The 26,046-nt window shown below is 70.1% G+C and carries 15 protein-coding genes; 10 read left to right on the forward strand and 5 right to left on the reverse strand.

Features of this window, described 5'->3' with window-relative positions:
- Positions 1-141: 141 nt before the first annotated feature.
- Both PLE19_05980 and PLE19_05985 read left to right on the forward strand, forming a co-directional pair.
- On the forward strand, positions 142-2,637 hold the full coding sequence (locus PLE19_05980) for a HEAT repeat domain-containing protein (protein ID HPD14477.1): 2,496 nt from the start codon (positions 142-144) through the stop codon (positions 2,635-2,637).
- A 449-nt stretch (positions 2,638-3,086) separates the two neighbouring features.
- Positions 3,087-4,535 carry an FAD-dependent oxidoreductase gene (locus tag PLE19_05985; GenBank protein ID HPD14478.1) on the forward strand — a complete coding sequence of 483 codons (1,449 nt, stop codon included), beginning with the start codon at positions 3,087-3,089 and terminating at the stop codon, positions 4,533-4,535.
- A 10-nt stretch (positions 4,536-4,545) separates the two neighbouring features.
- On the opposite strand, the gene PLE19_05990 is transcribed toward PLE19_05985, so the two are convergent.
- On the reverse strand, positions 4,546-4,968 hold the full coding sequence (locus PLE19_05990; GenBank protein HPD14479.1) for a 3D domain-containing protein: 423 nt from the start codon (positions 4,966-4,968) through the stop codon (positions 4,546-4,548).
- A 652-nt stretch (positions 4,969-5,620) separates the two neighbouring features.
- A complete protein-coding gene (locus tag PLE19_05995) occupies positions 5,621-7,972 on the reverse strand; it encodes a hypothetical protein (protein ID HPD14480.1) in 2,352 nt (783 codons plus the stop codon).
- Positions 7,973-8,145: 173 nt separating this feature from the next.
- On the opposite strand from PLE19_05995, the gene PLE19_06000 reads away from it, so the two are divergent.
- Positions 8,146-9,759: a sulfatase-like hydrolase/transferase gene (locus PLE19_06000; GenBank protein ID HPD14481.1), complete on the forward strand. Its 1,614-nt coding sequence runs from the start codon at positions 8,146-8,148 to the stop codon at positions 9,757-9,759.
- 121 nt (positions 9,760-9,880) lie between these two features.
- Here the strand turns inward: PLE19_06000 and PLE19_06005 are convergent, their stop codons facing one another.
- A complete protein-coding gene (locus tag PLE19_06005; protein ID HPD14482.1) occupies positions 9,881-10,804 on the reverse strand; it encodes a dihydrodipicolinate synthase family protein in 924 nt (307 codons plus the stop codon).
- Positions 10,805-11,664: 860 nt separating this feature from the next.
- Here PLE19_06005 and PLE19_06010 point away from each other — a divergent pair.
- The 7 genes from PLE19_06010 (at position 11,665) to PLE19_06040 (ending at position 19,021) form a co-directional block, all read left to right on the forward strand.
- Positions 11,665-14,331 carry an ATP-binding cassette domain-containing protein gene (locus PLE19_06010; GenBank protein ID HPD14483.1) on the forward strand — a complete coding sequence of 889 codons (2,667 nt, stop codon included), beginning with the start codon at positions 11,665-11,667 and terminating at the stop codon, positions 14,329-14,331.
- A gap of 33 nt (positions 14,332-14,364) precedes the next feature.
- Complete coding sequence (locus PLE19_06015) at positions 14,365-15,042, forward strand: GAF domain-containing protein (protein ID HPD14484.1); 678 nt, start codon at positions 14,365-14,367, stop codon at positions 15,040-15,042.
- Positions 15,039-15,830, forward strand: coding sequence for a S8 family serine peptidase (locus PLE19_06020; protein HPD14485.1), 792 nt, complete (start codon positions 15,039-15,041; stop codon positions 15,828-15,830). The genes PLE19_06015 and PLE19_06020 overlap by 4 nt, the downstream gene beginning before the upstream one ends.
- Positions 15,831-15,966: 136 nt before the next feature.
- On the forward strand, positions 15,967-16,194 hold the full coding sequence (locus tag PLE19_06025) for a hypothetical protein (protein ID HPD14486.1): 228 nt from the start codon (positions 15,967-15,969) through the stop codon (positions 16,192-16,194).
- Between the two features lie 9 nt (positions 16,195-16,203).
- Positions 16,204-17,694, forward strand: a complete 1,491-nt coding sequence (locus PLE19_06030; protein ID HPD14487.1) for a radical SAM protein — start codon at positions 16,204-16,206, stop codon at positions 17,692-17,694.
- A gap of 54 nt (positions 17,695-17,748) precedes the next feature.
- The gene (locus tag PLE19_06035) at positions 17,749-18,261 is read left to right on the forward strand and encodes a GAF domain-containing protein (GenBank protein ID HPD14488.1); all 513 of its coding nucleotides are present in this window, start codon (positions 17,749-17,751) and stop codon (positions 18,259-18,261) included.
- A complete protein-coding gene (locus tag PLE19_06040) occupies positions 18,251-19,021 on the forward strand; it encodes a S8 family serine peptidase (GenBank protein HPD14489.1) in 771 nt (256 codons plus the stop codon). The genes PLE19_06035 and PLE19_06040 overlap by 11 nt, the downstream gene beginning before the upstream one ends.
- An 84-nt stretch (positions 19,022-19,105) precedes the next feature.
- On the opposite strand, the gene PLE19_06045 is transcribed toward PLE19_06040, so the two are convergent.
- Both PLE19_06045 and PLE19_06050 read right to left on the reverse strand, forming a co-directional pair.
- Complete coding sequence (locus tag PLE19_06045) at positions 19,106-21,337, reverse strand: cyclic nucleotide-binding domain-containing protein (protein ID HPD14490.1); 2,232 nt, start codon at positions 21,335-21,337, stop codon at positions 19,106-19,108.
- Entirely contained in the window at positions 21,334-25,791 is a 4,458-nt protein-coding gene (locus tag PLE19_06050) for a protein kinase (GenBank protein ID HPD14491.1), read from the reverse strand. The genes PLE19_06045 and PLE19_06050 overlap by 4 nt, the downstream gene beginning before the upstream one ends.
- Positions 25,792-26,046: the final 255 nt, after the last annotated feature.

Consider the following 26,046-nt stretch of genomic DNA (forward strand, 5'->3'; position numbering starts at 1 on the left):
CCGCTTCTTTTCGCCATCGCGCCGATGATGCCCCGCCGCCACTCCGCCGCCTGGCGTTCCGGGCTTTACCCGCCGTGCCCCGTTTGCTATAGTGTCCGCGGCGGGTGCATGTTCCACGACCCCTTGGCTGGAGGAAGCGCGATGCGGCTTGCCAGGTTCGCAACGGGCATCATGGCACTGGCTCTTACGAGGATGGCGATGGCGGGCGAAGCCGCGGCACCTCCGACGATGGCCGAGCTGGAGACCTGCCTGGCCAAAGTCCCTGCCTTCAAGTACGGCGAGAGCCGCGCCGCGCTGGCCGACGCCGAGCGGATGATCCCCCAACTGGCCACCGACGCCGCGCAGCGCGCGGCCATCGAGAAGCGCCTGATCGCCCTCCTCGTGGCCGAGGGCACGAACGACGGCAAGGCCTTCCTCTGCCGCCAGCTCTCGCTCGTCGGCTCGGCCGAGGCCGTGCCGGCGCTCGCCAGGCTGCTGCCCGACCCCGAGATGTCGCACCACGCGCGATTCGCCCTCGAGCGAATGCCCTGCCCCGAGGCCGTGGCCGCGCTCCGCGACGCCCTGGGCAAGACCGAGGCCAGGCTGCTCGTGGGCGTCATCAACTCGCTCGGCGAGCGCAAGGACGCCGCGGCCGTGCCCGCGCTCGGCAAACTCGCGGCCGGCGCCGACGAAGCGGTGGCCGAGGCGGCCGTGGCGGCCCTCGGCAAGATTGGCGGCGTCGACGCCCTCAAGGCCATCGCCGCCGTGCGGGCCAAGGCGTCCGACAAGCTGCGCCCTGCCGCCACCGATGCCTGGCTCCTCGCCGCCGACGGCCTGGTCGCCGCGGGCAGGAAGGCCGAGGCCGCGGCCATCTACAAGGAGGTCTACGACGGCGAGAAGAAGGAACACCTCCGCGTGGCCGCCTTCCGCGGCCTCTTGGCCACGGGCGACGAAGCGGCCTGGGCGCTTATCATCAAGACTTTGTCGAGCGACGACCCGAAGATGTGGGGCACGGCGGCGGCCTTCGCCCGCGAAATCCCCGGCACCGAGGCCACCAAGGCCCTGGCCGGCCAACTCGCCAAGCTGCCCGCGCCCGCGCAGGTGCTGCTGCTGGGCGCCCTGGCCGCGCGCGGCGACGCCGGCGCGCTGCCCGCCGTGCTCGAGGCCGCCAAGGGCAAGGACGAAGCGGTGCGCGTCGCGGCCCTCGGCGCCCTCGGCGCCATCGGCGACGCCTCGTGCGTGCCCATGCTGGCTGACCTGGCGGCGAAGGGCCAGGGCGTTGAGCAAGGCGCCGCCCGCAAGAGCCTGGTCGCGCTCCGCGGCAAGGAAGTGGATGCCGCCCTCATCGCCGCCGCGGGAGCCGGCGAGCCCGCCGTGCGCCTCGAACTTTTCCGCGCCCTCGCCTCCCGCAACACGGTCGCCGCTGTACCAACGCTGCTCAAGGCTGCCGAGGACGCGGACAAGGGCGTTCGCACCGAGGCAATGAATGCCCTTGGCGTGCTCGCCGACGCCAAGGCGCTGCCCGCGCTCGTCAAGCTGCTCGTCGAGGCCAAGGCCGATGACGAGCGGGCGAACGCCGAGAAGGCCCTCGTCGCCACCTGCCGCCGCATCGCCGACGCCGAGGCGGCGACGGCGCCCGTCCTCGCCGCTCTCCCCGGGCCGAACGCTCCCGTGCGGTGCGCACTCTTGCGCGTGCTGAGCAAAGTGCCCTCGGCCAAGGGGCTGGAAGCCCTCCGCGCCGGTCTCAAGGACGCCGATGCCGCCGTCAAGGATGCCGCGGTTCGCGGCCTGGCCGACTGGCCCGACGCGGCAGCGATGCCGGACCTCCTCGCCATCGCCCGCACGGCAGAGGGCGCACACAAGGTCCTTGCCCTCCGCGGCTTCATTCGCCTGGCCGCGCTGCCCAGCGATCGGCCCGCCGAGCAGGCCGCCAAGCTCTTCGCCGACGCCATGGCCCTTGCCGCCAGCCCCGACGACAGGAAACTCGTCCTCGCGGCCGCGGCCAACGTGAATCACCGGGCCGCGCTCGACCTGGCAATGGCATCCCTCAGCGATGCCGCCATCGAGGTAGAGGCCGCCACCGCCGCCGTCCAGATCGCCAAGAACCTGCGGAAGACCGACCGCGACATGGCGAAGGCCGCACTCCAGAAGATCGTCGAGGTCTGCAAGACCCCCGCCGCGCGCCAGACGGCCGAGAGCGCGCTCCTCGTGGTGGACGCCGCGATGAACATCGCCCCCCAGGGCATGGCGTCGAGCAGAGGCGGCTCGAAGCCCGACGGCGGCTCCGGCCCGCCCCAAGCCGCAATTGACGGCGACCCCGCGACCTACTGGGACGAGGACGATAACCAGAAGCTCTACCGCTACGCCGTCACCTTCAAGCAACCGGAGAAGGTTGCGGCCCTCAGCATCCTCGGCTACCAGCACCACCAATACGCTCCGAAGGATTTCGAAATCCTCGCCGACGGCAAGGTGGTCAAGAAGGTCGAGAACGCCCAGTACGACGACAACTTCCTCGTCATCAGCCTGGGCGAGGGCGTGACCTGCAAGGAGATCGAGCTCAAGATCACCGGCTACTACGGCAACTCCCCCGCCATCCGCGAGCTCGGCATCTACCCGCCCGGCGGCAAGATGCTCAAGATGGAGACGCCGAAGAAGTAGGGCGTGCATACCTGCACGCGAAATGGCCGCGGAGCGGCCGAAGAGGCGTCCCCACGCAGAGCGTAGGGACGAGAGCACTGGAGGTGACCCGATGATCGCGAAGGGCTGGTTCGGCGGTTCAACGTCCGCTCCCACGTACGGCATCCGTGTTGGTAGACCCAATGCAAGGCAGCACTTCGACAAGAGCTGGCGCACAATCCACGTAGAAATCGAGGGCCAGGTCCACATCTTCTCATTGTCTTCTACCTTCTGGACCACGTGTCCTGAATTCCGCGGCGGAGTGATCGGGGATTGGCTGAGGCGGAATGGCCTGGTGCCATGGCCATCAGGCAATCCCACAGTGGTCGAACTCCTGCCATTGGGGGGTGACCGATTCCGACTTCAGAAGTTGTGAGCCGTGTCCGGAGCAAGCTCCTCACGGTGATGGTGCGAGAAGTGTGAACGCGAGGATGTCCACGCAGGTCTCCCGCCGTGCTTTCCTTGTGGCCAGCGCGGCGGCGCCGCTGGTTGCGCCCCGCCTCGCGCTGGGCCAGGCCGTGAAGGAGTCGAAGACCATGGTCGTCACGGTGCCCGAGCAGAAGGTGCCGGTGCTGGCGGAGTGCGATGTGCTGGTGTGCGGCGGGGGCGTGTCAGGGATCACGGCCGCCGTCTCCGCGGCACGCCACGGAGCCAGCGTGGTGCTGCTGGAGCGCTGGCCGATGCTCGGCGGCATGGCCACCGCCGCGCTCGTCACCGGCTGGCACCGCTCCGACCGCGAGAAGATGGTGATCTACGGCCTCGTGGAGGAGACCGCCCAGCGGGCCGAGAAGCACGGCTGGATCTGGAAGGACCCCCAATACCCCCGCGCCCACGAGACCCACTGGTTCGAGCCAGAGGGGATGAAGATCGTCTACCACGACATGCTCGACGAGGCGAAGGTCCGCACCTTCTGCTACACGGTGGCGGGCGAGCCAATCCTCGAGGGCGGCCGCATCCGCGGCGTGCTGGCCGACACCAAGCGGGGGCGCCGCGCGGTGCTCGCGAAGATCGTGGTGGACGCCACCGGCGACGGCGACGTGGCAGCCAAGGCGGGCGTCCCCTTCGAGTTCGGCCGGGCCTCCGACGGCCGCGTGCAGGGCATGACGATGATGTACCGCGTCTGCAACATTGATGAGGCGAAGGTCAAGTCCTTCCCGCCCGACAAGGCGCGGGCCGTGATGGAGGCGATGCGGGCCGCCATCAAGGCGGGCGAGCTGCCCCCCTTCAACCACGCCTTCTCCCTCGGCCACGCCCGCAACCGCTTCATCCCCAACATGTGCCCCGTCTCGGGCAACCCCCTCGACGAGGAGGAACTGACCCGTCTCACCATCAAGAGCCGCCGCCAGGTGCACGCCTACTGGGACTGGCTTCGCACCCGCGTGCCCGGCCTGGAGAAGGTGCAAGTCGAGCAGACGGGCGTCAGCCTCGGCATCCGCGAATCGCGCCGCATCAAGGGCCTGAAGACCCTCGACGCCGAGATGATCCTCGGCGCGGCCAAGCAACGCGACGCCATCGGCCATGGCATCTGGATGATTGACATCCACGACCCCCTCGGCACAGGCTACACGACGTGGAACGATCGCGGGGCGAAGAACATGCTGCCCGCAGGCAAGAGCTATCACATCCCGCTGGGCATGTGCCTGAACCCCGCCGTGCCCAACCTCGCCGTCGCCGGCCGCTGCGCCTCCTCCACACATGAGGGGCATTCCTCCGTGCGCGTGCAGACCCACTGCATGGTCATGGGGCAAGGGGTCGGCACCGCCGCGGCCATGGCGCTCGATGCCGGGTGCGACCTCGCGCAAGTGGACATACCGCGCCTGCAAGCCGCGCTGAAGAAGGATGGCGTGTACCTCGAGGATATCCCCGCGGAGGGGACTTGAGGTCGTCCAGTTACCTCGACCCGAGGAGCCTGGACGGGCCCGAGCGGGCGGCCAGGCCTGGCGCGCCGGACACGGTCCAGACCTTGATGTTGCGCCGGATGCCGAACTCGATGGCAGCCTGGTGCGACGGCAGCCACACATCAATGCGGTTGCCCGTGATAGCGCTGCCAGTGTCCTCCACCACGAACGTGCGGCCGGGGAAGATGGCAAGACGCACCCGCGCGCCTTGAGGCAGAACGCCCCAGTCGGCCGCGATCATGCCCCTGCCGACCTTCTTCCCGCTCGCGGTAATCCCCTGCGCCTCCCTGCCGCAGCACTTCTGACACGAGCAGTAGGCAGTCACCGTGAACTCCCCAACGTAACCATCGGCCGCCAGATGACTTGGGGCGAGTATTGCGCCGATGAGGGCTGCGATGGAGCCCATCGTAAGCATCGCCTATCCTCCTGGCTGGTCCAGCTTCCACACGCCGCCCTCTGGTCGCTGTTTTCCCCCTGAGCAACCAACGTGCCGCTGAACACGCTCCGTGCCAGACCTTGGCTCATGCCCAGCCGTTGGACGGTCGTAACCCTTTGAACTAAAATCACTAAGAGCGTTGAGGTTCGGGGCGGAAGTCGTGACGAGGGCGCCGGCTCGCCCTTCTATGATAGGGGCATCGCCTCCCCCCGTGCGGGCAGGACATCGCCCGGATGGGGCAGTGAAGTGTACTCGGTGACTTTGCTACTCCATCCAGGAGTAGCCGCGGCTACGCGTGGCTTAGCCCTGCCGCCTGAGCCCGTGTAGGTCGCCGTGTGATGAGCGTCTTGAGGCAGGTGGGAGAAGCTGTCCCCGTTGCAGTTCGAGTGCAGCGTGCCGGGGTGGCGCCCGGTCAGGATGCTCGCGCGGTTGGGCCTGCGGATGAGGCTTCGCGCATAGCTGCGGGTGAAGGCCACGCCATCGCCCACCAGGCGGTCCGCGTGCGGCGCGCAAACGTGCGCGTGGCCCAACGCCCGCCTGTGTGCCACCGCTGCTTGGCCGTGCAGACCTACCGAACGTCTGGGCGGGTGCCCGCCATCCGTCGAGTCCCCTGGTCAGCGATCGGACGTGCTTACTCGGTCCACTCGAGCGCCGTTTCGCCGCCAAGCCTCAGGCGGCGCGCCGAGGCGTCGAAGGCGGGCGCCATCGCCGCGCATGAACGGACGAAGGCCTCGAAAGCCCCGGCATCGGGCGCAGGGCCGCACAGACACACCCAGGCGACGCGTCGGCCCGCGGCGCGCAGTTCGCGGCCGGTGAGCACGTCGTCGTGCGGCGCAAGCGGCTGGCTGCACCAGAGGGCCACGGCGCCTGTCCCGCGCCGGCCGAACGCCCAATGGCCGAGCACCTCCTGGCGGTCGAAGGCGTCGGAAGGCCAGTGGGCGTGGGTGAAGCCCACGGGGTGGGCGTCGGGGATGTCGAAGATCTCGGCCAGCGTGCCCTCGGTCTGCGACAGGCTGGGCAGCGAGCCGTTGCCATACCAATAGCCAGGCCGCGACTGCGTGCCATCGAATGTGCCGCCCGGGTGGTTGACGAACACATGGCAGTCGCGGGCAAGCGATGCCTGCCACAGGTGTTGCTGGTAGCCGGGCTTGCCGGGCCACAGGGCGGCTCGCCAGTTCGCGGGCATCTCCGCCGCGCCCTCGCCGAAGTCGAACGACGCCGGGATCGCCAGCGACGTGAGCAGATAGTCCGTTGTCTTGTGCAGCACCACCTCCACGCCGTCTTGCCGGTAGCGGCGGCAGGCGGGCTGCCGCATCAGATCGCCCAGACCATCGGGCGGCTGGTAGGCGCTGTGGGCGGCGTGTCCACACGCGGCGTTTCGCGGGGCAGAGACGCCCCGCCCACAGCTCCCCGCGAGAAAGCTGATCCAGTTCGTGTGGGCCACGACGGCCTCGGGCGTGGCGTACGAGAGCAGGGCTTGCGTGCCGCCCGTCTCGGGGTAGAGGACGTTGCGGTAGACTCGCCCCTGCGGCGACATGACCACACCGTCGAAGGCGTGCATCGCCAGGTCGCGGAACACGCCGTCCACCACTGCCGCCGCACGCTGCGCGAGGGCCGCGTCGCCCGAGAAGTCCACGACGTTCATCAACGCGGCGACGGTGAGGGGCATGTAGGTGCTGCTGAGGTATTCGCGGAAGCCGACGGGCTCAACCTCGGCCAGCCACGCGGCGCAGCGGCTCAGGCCGAGGGCCGCCTGCTCGGCCCCCGTGCGGCCGCTGTTGCTGAACCGCTCGTGGGGCCACAGCCGCCCCGCGAGAAGCTGACAGCCGTGGAAGAGCAGGCTGTGGTTCTCGCTGCCGAAGCACATCGCGTCGGTGCCGGGCTCGTCGTCCCAGTAGCGGAAGGCGAGGGCGGTCGTGCGGATGGCGGCCTCCTCGTCGGGCGACACGAGGCCGAGATGCACCATCCGCAGCAGCGCGGCGAGCGTGAAGTCCGAGCAATCGCGTCGCTCGTCAATCCCCTTGAGCGTGGCCTCGAAGAGGGCCGATTCGTCGGCCCGTTCCCCCAGGAGGCGGCGGGCGAGTACGTTGAGGATGTGGCGCTCGCCGCTCTGGGCGAAGTGGCGCACGTGCTCGCGGCGGTGTTCGCCGAGGGGCAACGCCGAGGGCTCCGCGGGCGGGCGATTCGCCGGGATCTCGAGCGCTCGCTCGAGGGTCTGGCCCGCGGCCGCGATGGAGACCTTGAGGGCGAATGCGCCCGTTGGGGCGAAGCTCGTGCCCCGAGCCCCCGCGGGCCAGGGAACGAACCCTGGGCCGACGGCGACTCGCGCGTCCTCCGGCGCCGGGTGCTCGGAGGCGAGCGCATCGCGGGCCGCAGCGCGCACGCCCATCAGCCAGCGTTCGGCCGCGGCCAGTTGCGCCGTAGCCGCGGGGGCGCCCGGCAACCGGACGGCGAGGTCGGCTGCCTCATCGAGCACCTGGAGGCCGAAGAGCATTCGGGTGTCGCGCACGCCCAGCACGTGCAGCCGCACGCACACGCGGTTGGCGCCGCGGTGGAGCGGCAGGACGAACGGCGCGGCCTCAGGGTACATGTAGCGGGGCACGTCGTGGCGCAGCACGTGCGCGCCGTTCACCCACAGGTCGGCCGTGCCGCAGGCCCACAGACGGGCCGCCAGCGAAGCATCGAACGGAGCGATGACGTCCGCCATCGCCCACAGGTCGAGCGTCTCGAGCAGCGACGAGAAGCCGCTGCACTCGACGAAAACGTTCTGCCCAGGGGCATAGAATCGCCACGCTTCGGCATTTGGCCCGGGGCGCCCGAGTTCGGCGCCCGTCGGCGGATCGGCGATGGCCGGGTCCACGGCGGCCCGGCGCATGTCATCATCGGACCCGCTCGGGCCGGCGTACGGCGTGCGATGCGGCCCGGCGATGAGCCAGTGTCTCAAGTACCCCTCGGGGTGACAGGTGAAGTGGCATAGCGTCATCGGCGTGTCCCCCTGCTTGCATGGGCTGACGGTCATGAGGAGAATAATAAGGTTGCAGGCGTGGGAGTGCAACCAAGGGTCCGTGCGGAAATCCGGGCGGGGCGTTTCGCGCCCGCTATGGCGCCGCACACAAGAGAGGTGTTCCTGTGGCCCCATCAGCAAGGAGAGTCGCCGTGACGCGCAGACTGCGTACCCGACGCGAGTTTCTGGGCGCTTCGGCCGCAGGGGCCGCGGCGATGGCGCTCGCCCCCGCCCTCGCCCGCGCCCAGGCGAAGAAGCCGCTGAATGTGCTGTGGGTGACGTGCGAGGACACAAGCCCCGACCTCGGCTGCTACGGGGACCCCTACGCCGTCACGCCCAATCTCGACAAGCTGGCCGCCGAGGGCTGCCGCTACGACCTCGCCTTCTCCCACGCCCCCGTGTGCGCCCCGGCACGCTCGGGCATCATCACCGGCATGTACCCCACCACCATCGGCTCTCACCACATGCGTTGCCAGGCCGTCCCACAGCCCTTCGTTCGCTGCTTCACCGAATACCTCCGCGCCGCAGGCTACTACTGCACCAATAACTCGAAGACCGACTACAACTTCCCGCCCCCGCTCACCGCCTGGGACGAGTGCTCGAACAAGGCCCACTGGCGGAGCCGTCCCGACAAGAGCCAGCCCTTCTTCGCCGTCTTCAACATCGGCGCCACCCACGAGAGCCAGTGCTGGCCCAACGACGGCCCCTTCCAGCACGACCCCGCCAAGGCCAACCTCCCGCCCTACTACCCCGACACGCCAGTCGTGCGCCGCAACTGGGCCCGCTACTACGACCAGGTGACGAAGATGGACGCCCAGGTCGCCGGCATCCTCCGGCAGCTCCGGGAGGACGGGTTGGCCGAGGACACGGTGGTCTTCTTCTACGGCGACCACGGCCGCGGCCTCACGCGCGGCAAGCGCTGGTGCTACGACAGCGGCCTGCGCGTGCCCCTCCTCATTCGCTGGCCGGGCGTCATCAAGCCGGGCAGCACGAGCGACCGCCTGGTGTGCTTCATAGATTTCGGCCCCACCGTGCTCTCCATCGCCGGCATCCAGCCGCCCGAGCACATGCAGGGCCGCGCCTTCCTCGGCCCGTTCGACACGCCGCCCCGCGACTGCGTGTTCGCGGCGCGCGACCGCATGGATGAGACCTACGACATCATCCGCTCGGTGCGCGACAAGCGGTTCCGGTACATCCGCAACTTCGAGCCGCACAAGCCCTACGCCCAGGTCATCAAGTACATGGAGAAGATGCCCATCCTCCAGGAGATGCGCCGCCTCCACGCCGAAGGCAAGCTCTCGGGGCCGCCCGCCCTCTGGTTCGCGGAGAGGAAGCCCGTCGAGGAGCTCTACGATACGACGAAGGACCCGCACGAGATCGACAATCTCGCGGGGAAGCCCGAGTTCCAGGACACGCTGGCCAAGATGCGCAAGCAGCTCGACGACTGGATGAAGGAGACGAAGGACCTGGGCCTCATCCCCGAGGCCGAGCTGCGCGAGAAGGGCATCCCCGGCGGCAAGCCCGACAAGACGGCGGATCCGAAGATCGAGCCGGCCGGCGGCAAGTTCGACAAGCCGGTCACCGTGGCGATCACCTGCCCCACCGAAGGCGCGTCCGTCGCCTACACGCTCGACGAAGGCCCGGCGCCGCACTGGCGGCTCTACTCCAGGCCGCTCACGCTCGAGAAGAGCGCCACCGTGCGCGCCCGGGCCTGCCGGATCGGGTGGAAGGATAGCGGCGAGGTGAGAGCTGCTTTCGAGCTTTGAGGGTCCCGCCAGTCTCATGGGTGATACGTGATACCTGAGAAGGGAGACCGTCCCCTTCGTTCCTCTCCCGTATCCCGTATCCCGCATCACGTATCACGTATCACGCATCACGCATCACGCATCACGTCCTCTGGCACCGCGAGCAGTAGTCGAAGAAGCCGAGGCGCTCGAGGTCCTGGTGCAGGTGGTGCCGCTGCTCGAGGGTGAGGTCCCGCAAAGGCGGGCGCACGGGGCCGCAATCCACGCGAATCATCTTCATCACGGCCTTGAAGGCGGGCAGGCCGCCGTGGCGCAGGAGCGTCTGGATCATCTCCACGGCGCGAAGCTGCGCGGCCTGGGCGCCGCCGAGGTCGCCTCGTTCGAACGCCTCGATAACGCGCCGGTAGAGCGGCGCGGCAAAGTTGTAGGTCGTGCCCACCGCGCCCCTCGCGCCCAGAACGAGCGCCGACAGCAGAATCTCGTCGCGGCCGAAGAGGATGTCGTACCGCCCCTCGCGCAAGCGCACGCTGCGGTGGTAATCCATCAGATTCTCGTAAGTGAACTTCGCGCCCGCGAGCGTGGGGATGCGCTCGGCGGCTCGATCGAGGAACTCGGCCACAGGCACGTTCACGCCCGTCATCGAGGGAATGTGGTAGTAGTAGAAGGGCAGCTCGGGCGCGGCCGCGGCCACCTCGGCGCACCAGGCCACCAAGTCGTCGGTGCTCGCCGGCCGGAAGAAGCAGGGCGCCATGGCCCCGATGGCCCGTGCCCCGACCTTCTGCGCGTGCGCAGCCAGGGTCTTGGCGTCCTCGGTGCAGGGGTGGCCCACGTGAACGATCACCGCGAAGCCGTCGGGCGCAACGGCCCGCCAGCGCTCGGCCAAGGCCAGCCGCTCGGGCACCGTGAGCGACAGGCTTTCGCCCGTGGTGCCGCACACGAAGGCACCGCCCACGCCGCTCAGAACGAGCGACTCGGCCTGAATCTCGACCTTGTCCAGATTCAGGCTGCCATCCACGTGGAACGCCGTGAACGGCGCCGCCACGAGACCCGTGATGTGTTCTGGCATGGATACACTTCCTCTTCCCTCCCGCAGGCTCCAATACCTGCGGGAGGGTAACTGGGGGACTCGGGGAGCCTGTCGAACGAATCGGAGCCGTCGGGAGGCCAGGCTAACCCCCGCACACGCCCTGCATCATGCCCAATCGGTCGCTGCCGCGCAAGGCCCTACTCCGCCGCCTGCGGCGCCCGCCGAGAGACCGAAGGCCGGCTGGACCAAGGCACCCACCGCGGAGGCGCCAGTCCCTCTGAGAGCAGGCTCATCAGGGCTTGGCGATCCTGATGTGGCAGCCGCTGGGCAGCGTGGGACGCGGGCGGCAGCGACGGCGAGACCTCCCCATAACCCTCTATACCGCAAAACTTCACCCCCTCCGGCCATTCCCGCCATTCATTCCCGCCCCCATGCTTGCTCATCGCGCAGATGAACGAGTATGGCCGGAGCCGCGAGAATCGCCCATTCTCGCCCATCTATTCATGCTGTATCACTTTCCTCCTCACAGGGTTGATACAGCATGGACAGGCTGCGCCCGCCAGCCGCTCGGCAGGGCCCTCCCCAGAGCCGCCAGGTCCCCCACGAGAAGGCGCGCCCACACCCTGCGCCGGCCAGTCGAGGCAAGAGCGCCAAACCCCGAAGAGCCCGAGAACAGATCCGCGCGCAGACCATCTTGCGTTCCGAGCCGCCGCGAGTACACTCATCGAGCGGAAGGTCCAGGATGAGGAGCAGCGTGTGGCGGACAATCGAGTGTGGAAGGCCTTGGCAGCGGCGACCTGGCATCCGAGGTGGCGACGGCCGCCGCTCTCCGGGGCGATGGCCGCTGAGGAACTCAACCGGCGCGATGGGAGCCATGCCGTGGGGCAACGGAGGGAGACATGACCCGAGACTCCTTGGCCAGGGGAACCTGGACCCGGCGGGCATCCGCAATCCTGGGGGCATTTGCCGACCGTCGCCTGACGATCGCCGGCCTATGGGCGCTGGGGCTGGTCGGGATCGGCCTGTCGCTGGTGCTGCCCAGCCAGGTGGGGCGCCTGACCCAACTGTTCACCGGCGACGAACAGGTGGCTTGGCCGCCGGTGCTGCGAATGATCCTCTACCTGGTGGGGGCGCAGCTCGGGCTATCGGCGATCAGCTACGTCCGGGCACGCTCGGAAATCTCCCTGCGCGAGTCGGCGATCGCCAGGCTCACCCTGCGTCTCTACGGCAGGATCCTGCGGTTCGGGGCCGACTTCTTCCGCACCCAGGAAGTGGAGCGGATCAACGCGCGGGCCATCGAGGACACGAGTCGGGTGGGCGCGTTCTGGGCGGAGGCACTGGTGGCAGTGCCCCTGGCCGGAGCGAGCATCGGCGTCCTGGGCGCCGTGATGGTGCTGGACAACTGGCTGCTCGGCCTGTGCATGATCGGGCTCTCGGCCCTGTCGGGCTATTTCGTCTTCTTCGACCGGCAGATTCAGGCGGGCAACCGCGAGGTGCGCGAGGCCTGGGAGGCCATCCGCGCCCGCACCAGCGAGATGGTGGCCGGCGTCTCCGAAATCCGCAACCACGGCGCGTTCGACTACGCCTTGGGAGACCTCGCCAGGGCCTTCCGCAGCTACCAGGGTGTCACCGAACGCGTCGGGCGCCTGGTGGCGATGTTCCGAGCGATGGACCCGCTGGTGGCGACGGTGCAGAAAGGGGTGCTGTTCGCGGTCGGCGCGGCCCTCTGCATCGCCAGTTCCCGCCTGGCGCACCTGTCCGGGCCGATGACTTGGGCGCGCGTCATCAAGTTCATGCTCCTGGCGCAGTTGTTCCAGAATTCGATCACCCAGTTGTCGTCCTACTTGCTCCAATGGCGGATGACTCGCGAGAGCGCGCGGAGGATCGAGGAGTATCTCGAGCGCCCGTGCGTGTTCGAGGCGGGCGGCCCCGGCGAGCCGCTCCCCCGAGAGGCTCTGCCCATCACATACGACCGGGTGAGTGTGGTCGGGGAGACGGGTCAGAGCATCCTGCGGGACGTTACGCTCGGGGTCGAGGCCGGCCAGCACATCGCGCTGTGTGGGCCGTCCGGCTGCGGCAAGACGACGCTGCTTCAGACCCTCGTGCGAGGCGTCGAGCCGAGCGGCGGCCGCTGCCTGCTGGGAGCCGCCCCCTTGGAGCGCTACGACCTGCTCTCCCTCGCACGCGGGGTCGGCCTCGTGCCGCAGACCCCCGTGCTGCTGAACACCAGCATTCGCCAGAACCTGTTGCTGTCGCTCCGGCGGCCCGCGGACCGCTGCATCGAGGATGAGGCCGGCCCCATAGATCTCCACCGCCTCGACCACGTGCAGCGCCCCGAGCAGCTCGACCAGGAGTTGCTGGCGCTCGTGAGGCTCGTGGGGCTGGAGACCGATCTGATCGGCAAATGCCTGGATGGCCCGTTGCCCCACGCGCCGGCGGCGAAGGACCTCCGGCTGCGGATCGGGAAGCTCAGGTCCCGGGTCGCTCGGGCGCTGGCGAGCGGCCCCCCTGACTCGGTCGTCCGCTTCGACAGCTCCGAGTCCTTCGCTGGCAGCCTGGAGAGCGGGTCCTATGTGGACGCCTTGACCCTGCGCGAGAACCTCTTGCGGGGCCGGCCCAACTCGCTCGTGCTGGGCGCACCGGAACGGGTGGACAGGCTGATCGTCGAGGCACTGCGCGAGGAGGGGCTGCTGGACGCTGCCCTCCTCCTCGGCCTCGAGTTCATCGTCGGGGAAGGCGGCAAGCTCCTCTCGGGCGGCCAGCGCCAGAAGGTGGCCATCGCGCGAGCGGTGCTCAAGAACCCCAGCCTGCTGCTGCTGGACGAGGCGACCGCCAGCCTCGACGAGGCGTCCCAAGCGCGCGTCCTGGACATGATTCGAACGCGCCTCGGCCGCAAGACCGTGATCTCAATCACCCACCGCCTCAGCGCCGCCCGCGAGAGCGATCGCATCGTGGTGATGGACCGCGGTCAGGTGGTGCAGCAGGGGAGCTACGACGAGCTGGCCCGTCAGGACGGCATGTTCCGCTGGCTGATGCAGCAGGAGCGAGGCGAGCGGACCGCGGATTCCCACCCGGTCGGCGCGGCAGCGGGCGCCGCGGGCCTGCGCGAAGAGCTGCTCCGCAAGCTGGCCTTCTGCACGCTCTTCCACGGGCTCAAGAGCGCCCAGTTGGCCTCCCTTGCGCGCGAGATGCAGATCGTCCAGTGCCCCAAGGATGCCGTGTTGTTCCGCCGCGGCGACCCGGGCCGCGACCTCTACGTGGTTCTCGACGGCCAGATCGAGTTCTTCGTCGAGCGGGGCGCCGAGAAGGCGGCCGTGGTCGTGAACCGCACGGGCCCGGGCGGCGTGTTCGGCGAATTGGCGACGTTCGGCCAGGGGCGGCGCACCGTGGGCGCCCGGGCGGCGGCCCAAGCCACGCTCGGCGTCCTGCGGCGCGACGCGCTCGTCAGGCTGCTCCACGCCGAGCCGGGCATCGCCCTCGAACTGCTCCGCATCGTGTCGAGCCACCTCGCGCGCACCGCCGACGCCGCGTACGGGGAGCCGGCATCCGCGCCTGGTGTGGCATAGGCAGACGCCATTGGCCCCAGGAGGGCGAGACGAATGGAAGCGCACAGCCGAGTCTTGCAGACGTACCTGGGCATCGCGCCGCGCACGAGCGAGGAGGCAGCGCTGCGGCTGCTGGTGGACCTCGGCCGCCAATACGCCGACGCCGAAGAGGGCTCGCTGCTCGTGTTGGACCCCAGGACCAATGAGCTGGTCTTCGCCATGACGTCGGGCGACCGCCAGTCCGAGAAAACCCTCCTCGGCCAGCGGGTCCCCATGGGCCGCGGCCTGGTGGGGCTCGCGGTCGCCACGCGCGAGGTGCAAGCCGGGGCACCCACTTTCCGCGACCTCCGCCAGCGCAAACACCGGGGGGCCGCCGGGAGCCAGCCCACCGCCGTCCTGGCCGCGCCCATGCTCGTGCGCGAGGAGGTCATCGGCGTCCTCACCGCGGCAACCTTCCGCCCCGGCCGCCATTTCACACAGGCCCACGCGGCGTTCTACGGCAAGATCGCCGCGGTGGCGGGCCTCGTGGTGGACCAGCAGCAGCGCCTCGCCGCCGTCGAGCATCTCGACAAGGGCGGGCGGCTGCCCGCCGCCCGCACGCGCGAGCAGCGGCTGCAGGCCGAGATCGTCGCCCGCGTCGTTCGCCTCACCGCCGGGCGGCCCGAGCGCCTGGCCCGCGTGGCGGCGCTCCTGGCCGCCGTCGAGGCCCTCGGCCGGGGGCCGCAGCCATGAGCCGCATCCAGCGCGCCCTCCAAGACTCCTTCCGGCGACTTCGCCGTGCCCGCCTTCAGCCGGTTCAAGTCGCGGTCGTGGACAGCGGCGTTGACGCCACGCACCCCGCCCTGCGCGGGCGCGTGGCAGCGGCATGGCAGGTCATCCCGGGCGCGGACTCGCCCCGACTGGCCAGGGTCTCCCGCGCGCGGAACAACGACTCCTTCGGCCACGGCACGGCGGTGGCGGGGATCATCGCGGCCATCGCGCCCAATGCCCGCCTGCTCGACATCCGCGTGCTGGACGAGCATTGCCAAGGGGGCGGGCAGGCGCTCCTGGCGGGCTTCGGGCAGGCCATGGCCGCGGGCGCCCGCCTCATCAACCTCAGCCTCGCCTGCGTCGCCGAATACGCCCCCCAGCTCCACGACCTGTGCGAGCGGGCCTATCGGCGAAACCAGATCGTCATCGCCGCCCGGCGCAACATGCCGCTCGCCGACAACGGCTTCCCCGCGGAATTCTCCTCATGCATCAGCGTGGACGTGATGGCCTCCCCGTCACCCTACGCCATCGCGTTCCTCGACCCGCCGCCCATCGAGTTCGCGGCGCGTGGCGAGAACGTCCGCGTTCTCGCCGCCGGCGGTGGCACCACGCATCAGACGGGCACGAGCTTCGCCACGCCGGCGGTCACAGGGCTGTGCGCCCTCCTCGTGGGCGCCTACCCCGACCTGAAGCTCTTTGAGCTCAAGACCTTGCTCAAGCATTTCGCTCGCCGCCCGGCCTGCGGCAGGGACAGGCATTCGGGTTCTTGACAGGGCGGATTGCGGCTGGTATACTTTGCGGAGCACGCGAGTGGCCGTCCACCCGGCAGGTCATCTGTGCAGAGGCGCTCCTCTTGGGCGGGGGGTGCCGTCCGGAGTCCTCAACCGAGACAGAGGAGGACGAACGATGGGGAAGTTCGAGGATCCGCGGACGTTCCTGAAGAAGAAGCTGGGACCGGTCGGATTCAAGAAGTTCCAGGAGGGGATGCGCCTCGCCGCCGAGGGCAAAGGGGAGAAGAAGCCGAAGGCGGACGTCGAGGGACAGTCTGCTTCCTGCTATTCCTCCTGCGCGAGCTACTGCGACAGCAACAGCTTCCTGTCCTCCGGCGCCTACAGCAGGTTCAGCTTCGACTGATCGACGGCAATGGACTTCGCGCCTGTGGCCGCTTCGCCTGATAACGTGGCGACGGGTGAGTCCGGCTCGAGCCGGCCGCTGTACAAAGTCTTCTCTACGGACTCCGGCCACTACCTTTACGATACGGCCACGAATCAGATCCTCACCGTGCCTGAGGACTTTGCGCGCCACCTCGCCGAGGGAGCCTTCTCGCAGGGCGAGCTCGACGAGATGGCCGCGGACCCCTGGGACGGCGTCCTCGTCCCCACCTCCGGCCTCCCTCTGACGCCGAGGCTGGACCGCGCCACCGTCGAGAGCGCGATCCAGGGCGAGTGCAAGCAGCTCATCCTGGAAGCGACCCGCGACTGCAATCTGCGCTGCAAGTACTGCCTCTACTCGGGCCGCCAGCCCGGCCGCCGCGGCACCTACGAGCAGCACATGGCCCCCGACACGGCGCGCAAGGCCGTGGACTATCTGGCGGCCCACTCATCCCGCTGCCCCGAGGTCATTGTCGGCTTCTACGGCGGCGAGCCGCTCCTCAACCCCTCTCTCATGCGCGCCACCGCCGAATACGCCCGCCGAACCATCACAGACAAGAAGCTCACCCTCACCCTCACCACGAACGGCACGCTGCTCAACCGCGAGACGATGGACTTTCTCGCCGCCAACGAGTTCTTCGTCTACGTCAGCATGGACGGCCCGCGCGAGGCGAACGACCGGAACCGCGTCTTCGCCGGCTCGGGGGAAGGCACATCCGACCTCGTGGTGGCGCGGCTGCGCGAGTTCCAGCGGCTCTACCCCGACTACTGCCGCCGCTCCGTCGGCTTCTCGATGGTCATTGCGCCCGGGGCGGATCTCGCGCGCATGGCCGAATGGGCCGGCGAATGGGACCTCGCCCTTGCCACCGTGACCCGCGCCTCGGACGACACGGGAGAACTCGAGGAAGCCTTTCGAGCGCAGCCCGTGACCGGCTACGAACAGCTCAAGGCCCAGTACATCGAGGCGGCTCGCACCGGCACGTTGCCGCAGCGGCGCGGGCGCATCGGCTTCGCCCTCCACACCGCCCTGTTCTCCATCGGGCTCTCCACCCTGCGCAAGCGGGCCGTGCCCACATCGCCTCACGACCGCGCTATCCGCCGAGGCATCTGCATCCCCAGCAAACAGCGGCTCTTCGTGGACTGCAACGGCGACCTCTTCCCGTGCGAGAAGACGGACGGCTTCCGCCACCTCCACCTCGGCCACGTGGACACTGGGGTGGACGCCCGGAGGGCCTATGACATCATTGTCGGGTTCCACGAGTTCCTCGCCGAGGAGTGCGCCTCGTGCTGGCTCTGGCGGCTGTGTCCCGTCTGCTTCGTGGGGGCGACCGTGGGGAATGCCTACGCGCGCGACAAGGCGCGGCGGGTCTGCGAGATGCATCGCCGCGAGATGGCCGACACGCTGAAGACCTACTGCACCATCCTCGAGCACGATCCGGGCGCGCTCGATTGCTTCCTTGACTCGCAGGCGGATTTGGTGTAGAAACCCCGTGTCGTGCGTCGGTGGCTTCTCCCTGGACGCTATGGGGGTTTCCGAATGGCCTCGCCTCCTGAAGCCGGCGCCCGCCTCGGGGCTGCGCAACCGGCGCTTGACCGCGCCGCCTGCCAGCGCGGCCGGCTCGGCCGGCTGTTGCGCCGCCTCCTCGCGGAGGCCGTCGCGTCGTGCCGGGCCACCGAAGGTACCCTCTGGGTCCCCTCCCCCACTGGCGCGGCACTCGAGGGAGCGCTCAACCACGGCCAAACGCCCGACATTCTGGAGGCCGCCTCCGTGCCCGTGGCCGACAGCGTAATCGGCCTCGTCTTCTGCACGGGCGCCGCGGCCTGCATCGGCCCGGACGACCCTCACAACCCGAGTGTGGACGAGCAAACCGGCCTCCCCACCCGCGCGATGGCCGCAGCCCCCGTTCGCATCGGGTCCGATACGGTGGCCGTGCTCTCGGTGATCAACCCGGCGGGCGGCGGCGTCTTCTCGCGCGCCGACCTCGAGGCCCTCGAGTGGAAGGCGTATCTCGCGGCCCTGGTGATCGAGGACGCACACGATGAGCCCTGAGCCCGTGGCCATAGACGCGGCCCGCCTCGCAGCCGCCACCGGCAGCGGCGTGCGGGTGCTGCTGGTAGACTCGGGCGTGGAGGTGAGCCACCCGGCGTTGCAGGGCGTGAGAATCCCCTGCTGGGGCGTGCGGCTGGCGGAGGGCGCGACGCCGTGCGTCGTCGAGGACAGCGGCGGCGACGCGGCCGGCCATGGCACCGCCGTGGCCTGGCTGCTGCACCAGCACGCGCCCGAGGCCGAGCTTCACAGCCTGCGGGCCATCGGACCCAGCCTCCACGGCTCGTCGGCCCTCCTCCTCGCCGGCCTGCGGTGGGGCGTCCGGCAGGGCTACGACATCCTCGTCTGCAGCTTCGGCACAGCCTGCGAGGATTTTCTGCGCGACTACAAGCGGTTGGTGGACCAGGCCTTCTGCCGCAACGTGTGGCTTGTCGCCGCGTCGGGCAACGTGGACTTCTGCGCGGCGGAGTACCCCGCGCACTTCCCCACCGTGCTTTCGACCGATTTCGCAGCGCTGCACGGTCTGGCCCTACAGCGGCGGCGGGGAACCCTCGTGGAGTTCGTGGCGAACGGGGAGGGCCTCCATGTGCCGTGGCGGGGAGGAGGCTACCGCACGGTATCGGGGTGCAGCTTCGCCGCGCCCCATCTCGCCGCCCTTGCGGCCAGGGTGCGCCAGGCCCATCCCGCCTGGAACGCCTGCCAGGCCAAAGCCGCCCTCTACGCGCTCGCGGAAGAGGCCCCTCGCGAGGCCCTGCGCACCTGAGAGTGCCCAAGCGTGTCTCTGCGCACCCTGCGCGTGTCGGCCGCGTCGAGTGGGCGAGCGGATGGGCGGATGGCAATCACCCGCTCACCCATCCCTTTCGGTGGCGGCCCCCCGCCGCCTCAGCAAGTCCTTCAGCCACGCCGGGCAACCCGGGCCGCTGAGGAACTCCCGAGTATAGGCGTATCCGGCCTCCGCGATCTCGTCCATGGCCTCGAACTCGAGGATTCCATACCGTTCGACGGGCGGGCGCAGGCAGAGGTCGGCGTCGCGTTGGACCTCCTCGGCCTTGTGGTCGCTGCCGATGACCAGCGTGCGGATGAGGACGTCGAAGATGCCGGGGATGCGCCGGGCTCCCCTCTTCCGCCGCCGCAGGCGGTCCCAGAGCAGGCGCCAGGGCGAGGGGAACTCCTCGCCTTCGACGGCCATCTCCACGGGAGGGCTGACGCTGACCGCGATGACCCGTTCGCAACCGGCGCGGCGGAGCAGATCGCCGGGGAGGTTGTTCAACACCCCACCATCCACCAGGAGGTGGCCATTCTGAATGGCCGGCGGAAAGACGCCGGGCAGGGATGCGCTGGCCCGCACGGCCTTCCAGACGCGGCCGCGCCGGTGGACCTCCAGGTCGGCCGTCGTCAGGTTGCACGAGACGCAGAGGAAGGGGAGCCAGAGGTCCTCGATGCGGGCCTCGCCGTACACCGTGGGCAGCAGGCGGTCGAGCCTCCGGCCGCGGAGGAGCGAGAGGATCGGCAGCGTGTACTCCTTGTGCGGCCTGCCCTGGATGAACACGTGGCGGCCCCGGGAGAGCTCGGTCGCGTAGTCCATCTCCATCGCGAGTGCCGCACCAACGACGGCTCCCATGCTGGCTCCCGCCACGCGGTCAATGGGCGCGCCGGCCTCGAGGAGGGCGCGGATGACGCCCAGGTGCGCCAGCCCGCGCGCCCCGCCGCCCCCGAGCACCAGGCCCACCGCCCGCCCGGCAAGGCACCGAGCCAGCCGGGCCGCGTCGTCCTCTCGACCCTCGCGGATATGGTAGTGCTCGGCCGGCGCCAGGGCTTCCAGCCAGGCGCCGATTCCCGAAGGAAGGCTAGCATCGTTCGGGTGCACGAGGACGAGGTTAAGCGGCTTGGCGGTTTCGGGTCTCGCGTTGGGGGTTCCGAGGCTCAGTCCGCAATCCGCAATCCGCAATCCACAATCCCCGAGAGCGGGGCCTGCGACCAAGATGACCTGATCGGCCTCCCGGATGCAGCGACGAGTCCAGGCTGAACCCGCCGCGTCGGCTTGGAGGATGAGGAACCTATGCCGGGTCTCCTGCTCGTCGAGCCAGGCGGTGAGCCAGCCGCCGCGCGGGGTGCCGGGTTCGACTTCGGCGGCGCCGCGCAGGCCGGTGAGGCGGTCCAGCGTGTCGCGCGACAGGTGGAGCGTGGACCCGAGGCGTGCGAGCGCCGCGGCGAGCCGGGCCGCCACCTCGTCCAGCGGCACGTCCGGGCCGGCAGGAACGAGTGCGAACGACATCGCCCTCTGGCGGGCCGGCTCGGAGCGCTCGCGGGCGCGGAGGCGTTGGGCCAGCACCCGCGCCAGCCCAGCGACGATCTCGGGGTGCCGGGCGCGGACCGCCTCGAATGCCTCGGGCGGGAGGCGGGCCAGCACGCTGTCGCGCAAGGCGCGCACCTCGCCCGTGCGCGGCTCGCCCGTGAGGAGCGCCATCTCGCCCACGCTCTCGCCGGGGGTGACCTCGGAATGAGGAGTGGAGAGCCCCTTCCGCCCCCCACACTGCGCACTACGCACTTGCAGGCGTCCGCTCAACAGAATGTAGAGGCTGCGGTCCGCCTCCCCTTCCCGCACAAGCACCTCGCCGCCGGCCAGCGACACCCAGTCCACGCGCCCCTCGATCTCCTCGAGTGCGGCGCGCCCGAGCGGCCCGAGCAAACGGGCCAACGCCACGGCTAGCTGGCTGCGGCGAAGGCGTTCGCGGACCAGCTCCGCCAGGCGTTCCGCGATCGCGGGCGCGGTCTCGAGGAGGGCTTCGACCTCGGCGGCGCCCAGGCGCAGGAGCCGGCTGTTCTCCACGGCCGTGACGGATGCCGTGCGGGTGCCGGCGGTGAGCGCGCCCAGCTCTCCGACGATTTCTCCCGCCCGGAGGTCGCCGAGCGTCAGGCCCTCCTGAGTCACGCGGAGGCGCCCCTCCACGATGAGGAACAGGGCGTCGGCCGGGTCGCCCTGGCGGAAGAGCGGCTCCCCCGCGGCCAGCCGCGCTTCGGCGAGTCGGTTGCCGAATCGCTCTCGAAGCAGCGGCTCGGGGTCTTCGTGCCCGGTCATCGGTGGAGGGCCTCCTGCCAACGGCGGTACTGATCGACGCGCCAGGCCTCGAACCGCTCGCGCCAGGGGACAGCCGCGTCGCCCGGATAGGCCCCCGACCACCACGGCCTCGCGCGCCAGAGACGCGCCGTGCCGTCCTCGCCTCCGGTGACAATCGTCAGCCCGTCGCCGCTGAAGAGGACGTGAGTGACCGGTTTCGCATGCCCCTCCAGCACGGCCAGTTCGCGACCCGAGGCCGTGTCCCACAACCGCACCGCCGCGCCGTCCGCGGTCGCCACACGGGAGCCATCCGGGCTCAGGGCAGCTCCCGTCGGCGTGCCGTTCCTGCCCCGGAACGTGTGGAGCGGCGAGACAGAGGCAACGTCCCACAGCCGTGCCTCGAGGCTGCCCGAGCTGGTGACGGTGGTGATGAGGACACGCTGGGCGTCGGGGGTGAACTGGGCGTGCCAGGGGGAGTCGCCTTTCTCGCCCCGCAGCACGGCGATGGTCGCGCCCGAGCGGGTGTCCCACACGCGGGCCGTGCCGTCGGCCGCGGTCGTGGCCAGGCGGGCGCCGTCGGCGCTGAATGTGGCGTCGTGCAGCCCACGCTCGTGGCCCGCCATCGTGGCCTGGAGCTTGCCCGAACGGGCGTCCCACACCTTTGCCGTGTGATCGCTCGACGCCGAGGCGACCTGTGTGCCGTCGGGGCTGAACACCGCGTCCCAAACGATGTCCGTGTGGCCCACGAGGTCGGCCAGCATCTTGCCGGTGGCGGCGTCCCACACTTTGGCCGTCCGGTCGCTGGAGGCGGTGACGACCCGCGTCCGATCGGGGCTGAAGCGGGCACGGCGCACGGTCTGGCCGTGCCGTATCTCCACGCTCTGCGAACACGCCTCGGCAAGTTCGCTGACAAACACAGTGCTCGTGCCACTGAGGATGGCAACGCTATGGCCATCGGAAACGAGATCAATGCCACCGATAGAACCCTGGCCATGGCGGCACGGCAGGCTGGCAGCGCGAGCCGTATCCCACGCGCTGAACCTCCCACCGGCAACCACGACTAGCCTCGCACCATCACGGCTGACCGCCACGTCCTGTAGCGCCTCGCCGCCCGACTGCACGAAGACCTGCCGGTCAAGGTGGAAGACGAGCGGAGCGGGCCGCTCGCGCGATGACGGCTCCGCGATCTCCCAGAGCTTGGTCGCGCCGTCGGCCGACGACGTGGCGAAACACGGTGCGCCGGGCGCAAACGCTGCCGCGTGCACCGGGCCGCTGTGGCCCGAAACCGTGAACAAGAGAGCGCCGCTGGCGGCTTCCATGCACGCAACTCCCCCTGCGACGGCGGCAAGAATCTGCTTGCCTTCGGGGCCGACCGCGAGGGGAAGGCCGAGGAACGTGCGCAAGTGCTGTCCTCTCTCGGCACTCCAGATACTGCCCGTGGCAACCTCGCCGGCTTGCGCAGTGAGGAACTGCATGCCCTCCCCCAGGAAGGCAACGAGGGTTGGGGTGCCCGGGCAGGACACTTCGCAGACAGGCTTGCCCGTCGCCACGTCCCACACCCGAGCTGTGCGGTCAGGCGCTGTGGGCACGGCCTCGGCGCCCCGCGGCGAAGGGCGAGAGGCGAGCCAGGCATCCCAGGGCCGCGCGGTACGCTGGCCGGGGGCGGTGGCGAGGCGGCGACCCTGGCTGTCGAATGCCACACACACGACTGGCGCCGCATGGGCGGCCTGCGACCAGAGGAGCGTGCCCGCCTGCGTGTCCCAGACCTCCACCGTGCCATCCTCGGCGCCGGTGGCGACGCGGGAGCCGTCGGGACTGAAGACCGCTGTGGTCAGGCCCACCTTGTCGAGCCAACGGATGGCGTCCTCGACCGTGGCGAAGCGGCGCGCCGCCGCCTCGCGCCGCGCGCGGCCGCAGAGCGTGCGGAGCGCGGCGCCCGAGCGGGTGTCCCAGAGCTTCGCCGTGCCATCGAAGCCGGCGGTGAGCACCAGGCCGCCCTTCGCGGCGCAGTGCGCGGAGACCACGTTGCGCGTGAGCTCCAGAGCGGCCAGGAGCGTGCCCATCGCCTCGCGGGGCGCAGGGGCGAACTCGCTCATCGGACCGCCCTCGGGCCGCAGGGCGAACGGCTTCTCCTTCAGCGACTGCATCATGTCCCATGTCGTGCGCTTGGCCCAGGCGTCGGCGAGGGCGGCGGAGAGTTCTGGCGCCCCGGGCGGGCCGATGGCGAGAGCCGGGCAGTGGCCGCTCAGAACGGCGAGCGGCTTCCCCGTGCCGGCCTCCCACAGGCGCGCCGTGCCATCGTAGGAGGAGGTGAGGATGCGCTGTCCGTCGGGGCTGAACTCGGCGCCGTTCAGCCAGGCCGCGTGGCCGTCCAGCACGGCCGCGGTGCGGCCGCTGCGGGTGTGCCACACATAAGCCTTCCCGTCGTCGCAAGCGGCCACGATGTGAGATCCGTCGGGGCTGAAGGCGACGCTCTGGAGGGGTTGGCCGCTGCCGCGCAGCGTGCCGAGGTCGGTGGAGCAACGGGCGAGGAGGTGGCCCCATTCCCAGTTTCGCAGGGCCTCGGGCGCGCCCCAGAGGGCGTCGCGGGCCTGATCATAGCGCTGCTGCTCGATCTGCCGCGTGGCGAGGAGGACGTTCGAGAAGTAGAGTTCGGCCTCTGTGCGGCGGCGGGCGGCGACCGCGTCGTCGCGCTCGCGCTGGGCAACGGCCGCGTGGTGGCGGGCGATGCGGCGCTGGACGAACGCGTAGGCGCCCAGGACAGCCAGGACGATGGCCGCGACGGCGGCGACGCTGGAGATGGCCGCGAGGCGCTGGATGCGGCGCCGCTGGGCCTCGCGGTCCCGCTGAAGCTGGCGCTCGCGGAGCCGCTCGTCGTGACTGCGGAGCGCGCGGGACAGCTCGGCGGCCCGCGGCCAGCGGGCGGCGGGGTCGGTCGCGATGCAGCGGGCAATGTCCTCGCGAAGCACCTCGCTGCCCACTTGGCGCTCCCAGTCGCCCAGCGTGCGCTCGAGGTCGCCGCACACGATCTGGTAGAGCGTCACACCAAGGCTGTAGAGGTCGCTCTGGGGGGACGGGGACGCGCCGCGGCGGAGTTCAGGGGCCAGGTAGTCCCACGTGCCGGCCACGCCTTCGATGCGGGTGCTGGTGAGGCTCTTCAGGACATCGTCGTCGGCCGCCGCGCCGAGGCCGAAATCGGTCAGTTTGGCCACGAGCACGCCATCCTCGCGCCGGGCGAGGAGGAGGTTCGACGGCTTGATGTCGCGGTGGAAGATGCCGGCCGCGTGGACGGTGTCGAGGGCGTCGGCGATTTGAGCGACGATCTCGAGGCGTTCGGCCAGGGGCGGGTTCCCGGCCAGCCAGCCGGCGAGCGACGGCCCTTCGACGTACTCCATTTCGAGGTAGTAGGGGGGCCGGTCGCCCTCGGTGATGTCGTAGACCTCGACGAGGTTCGGATGGTGGTAACGGTGGAGGCGCTTGAGCAGGCGGGCCTCGCGCTTGAGGGCCTGGAGGCGTTCGCGCTTGAAGCAGAACTTGAAGACCTGGCGCGACTTGTCGGCGGGGTTCCACGCCTTCCACACTTCGCCGAAGGCGCCGCGGTACCGCACTGCGGAGTGGAGAGTGCGGAGTGCGGATTGGGAAGGAGTTCCTGCCTGGGCTGCCTCTTCATTCCGCACTCCGGACTCCCCACTCCGCACTACCTCCTCGCGCCCGAGGCGTTCCTCGAGCACCCAGCTCGTGCCAGGGACGGTGACCCCGACAGCGGGCCGCCAGCCCAGCTCCTCGTCGGCCTGCTCGGCTGGCCAGCCTTTGGCCGTGGCCGCAGGGGCCGCGAGGGGCGCGTGCGTTCGCTCGCCGATTTCGCAGACCTCGTAGCGATCCTCGACGCCCTTGAAGCGATAGGGGCCGTGGTTGCACCAGGCCACGGGGTCGAGGCCCGCCAGGTCGTCGCGGCAGAGGATGGCCCGAGCGTCGTCGAAGACTGCCCGGGTGCAGAGAATCTGCCCGCCACGGGCCAGGTCCGCGATGCGGGCGGCGGTCGAGATCTGGAGGCCGTAGATGTCCAACCGCTTCGGGCCGTCGTCGTGGCGCTCCACCACGACCTGTCCCTGGTGAATCCCCACGCGCACCTGCGGCAGGTCCGGCTCGTCCCCGCGAGCGGCTCGCATGGCCGCCTGCATGTGCAGGGCGAACTTCACCGCCTCCGAGGGGGTCGCGAACACGACCAGGAAGGAGTCGCCGGCCGTCTCCACCTCCTGGCCATCCACACCGCTGAGCGCCCGGCGGAAGATCTCCCTGTGGATGCGCACCAGGGCCGCGGCACGGACGTTGCCCAGCGTGCTCTGCTGCCGCGTGGAGCCCTCCAGGTCGCTCAGCAGAATCGTGAGCACCTGCGTGGCGTGGGCGATGCGGAAGCGCTCCATCTGCTCGCGCGAGGCGGCCGTCAGCCCCACCGAGTCCGGAGCGCCGGCCATCTGTTGTGCATCAGGGGAATCCGCCGAGGCCATGCTCACGATGCGGGCGAGGCCCGCCCTCCGAAGTGCGCCTGCTCCCCCTCTCGCGCTCCTTCTTACCTCTTTTTCGATGGCGCGTCAACCCCTCCTCCCTTCTTGGAGTGCGCCACCCTCGTGTAGCAGCGGCGAGGGCATAGGGTCAGGAAAACCCGTCCGGCGAGGCGGAAACACGGGTTGTCCCGGCGGCGGGTGGCCGCCCTGCTCAGCGGGCGGAGA

Source organism: Planctomycetota bacterium, assembly GCA_035384565.1.
GTDB lineage: Bacteria > Planctomycetota > PUPC01 > DSUN01 > DSUN01 > DAOOIT01.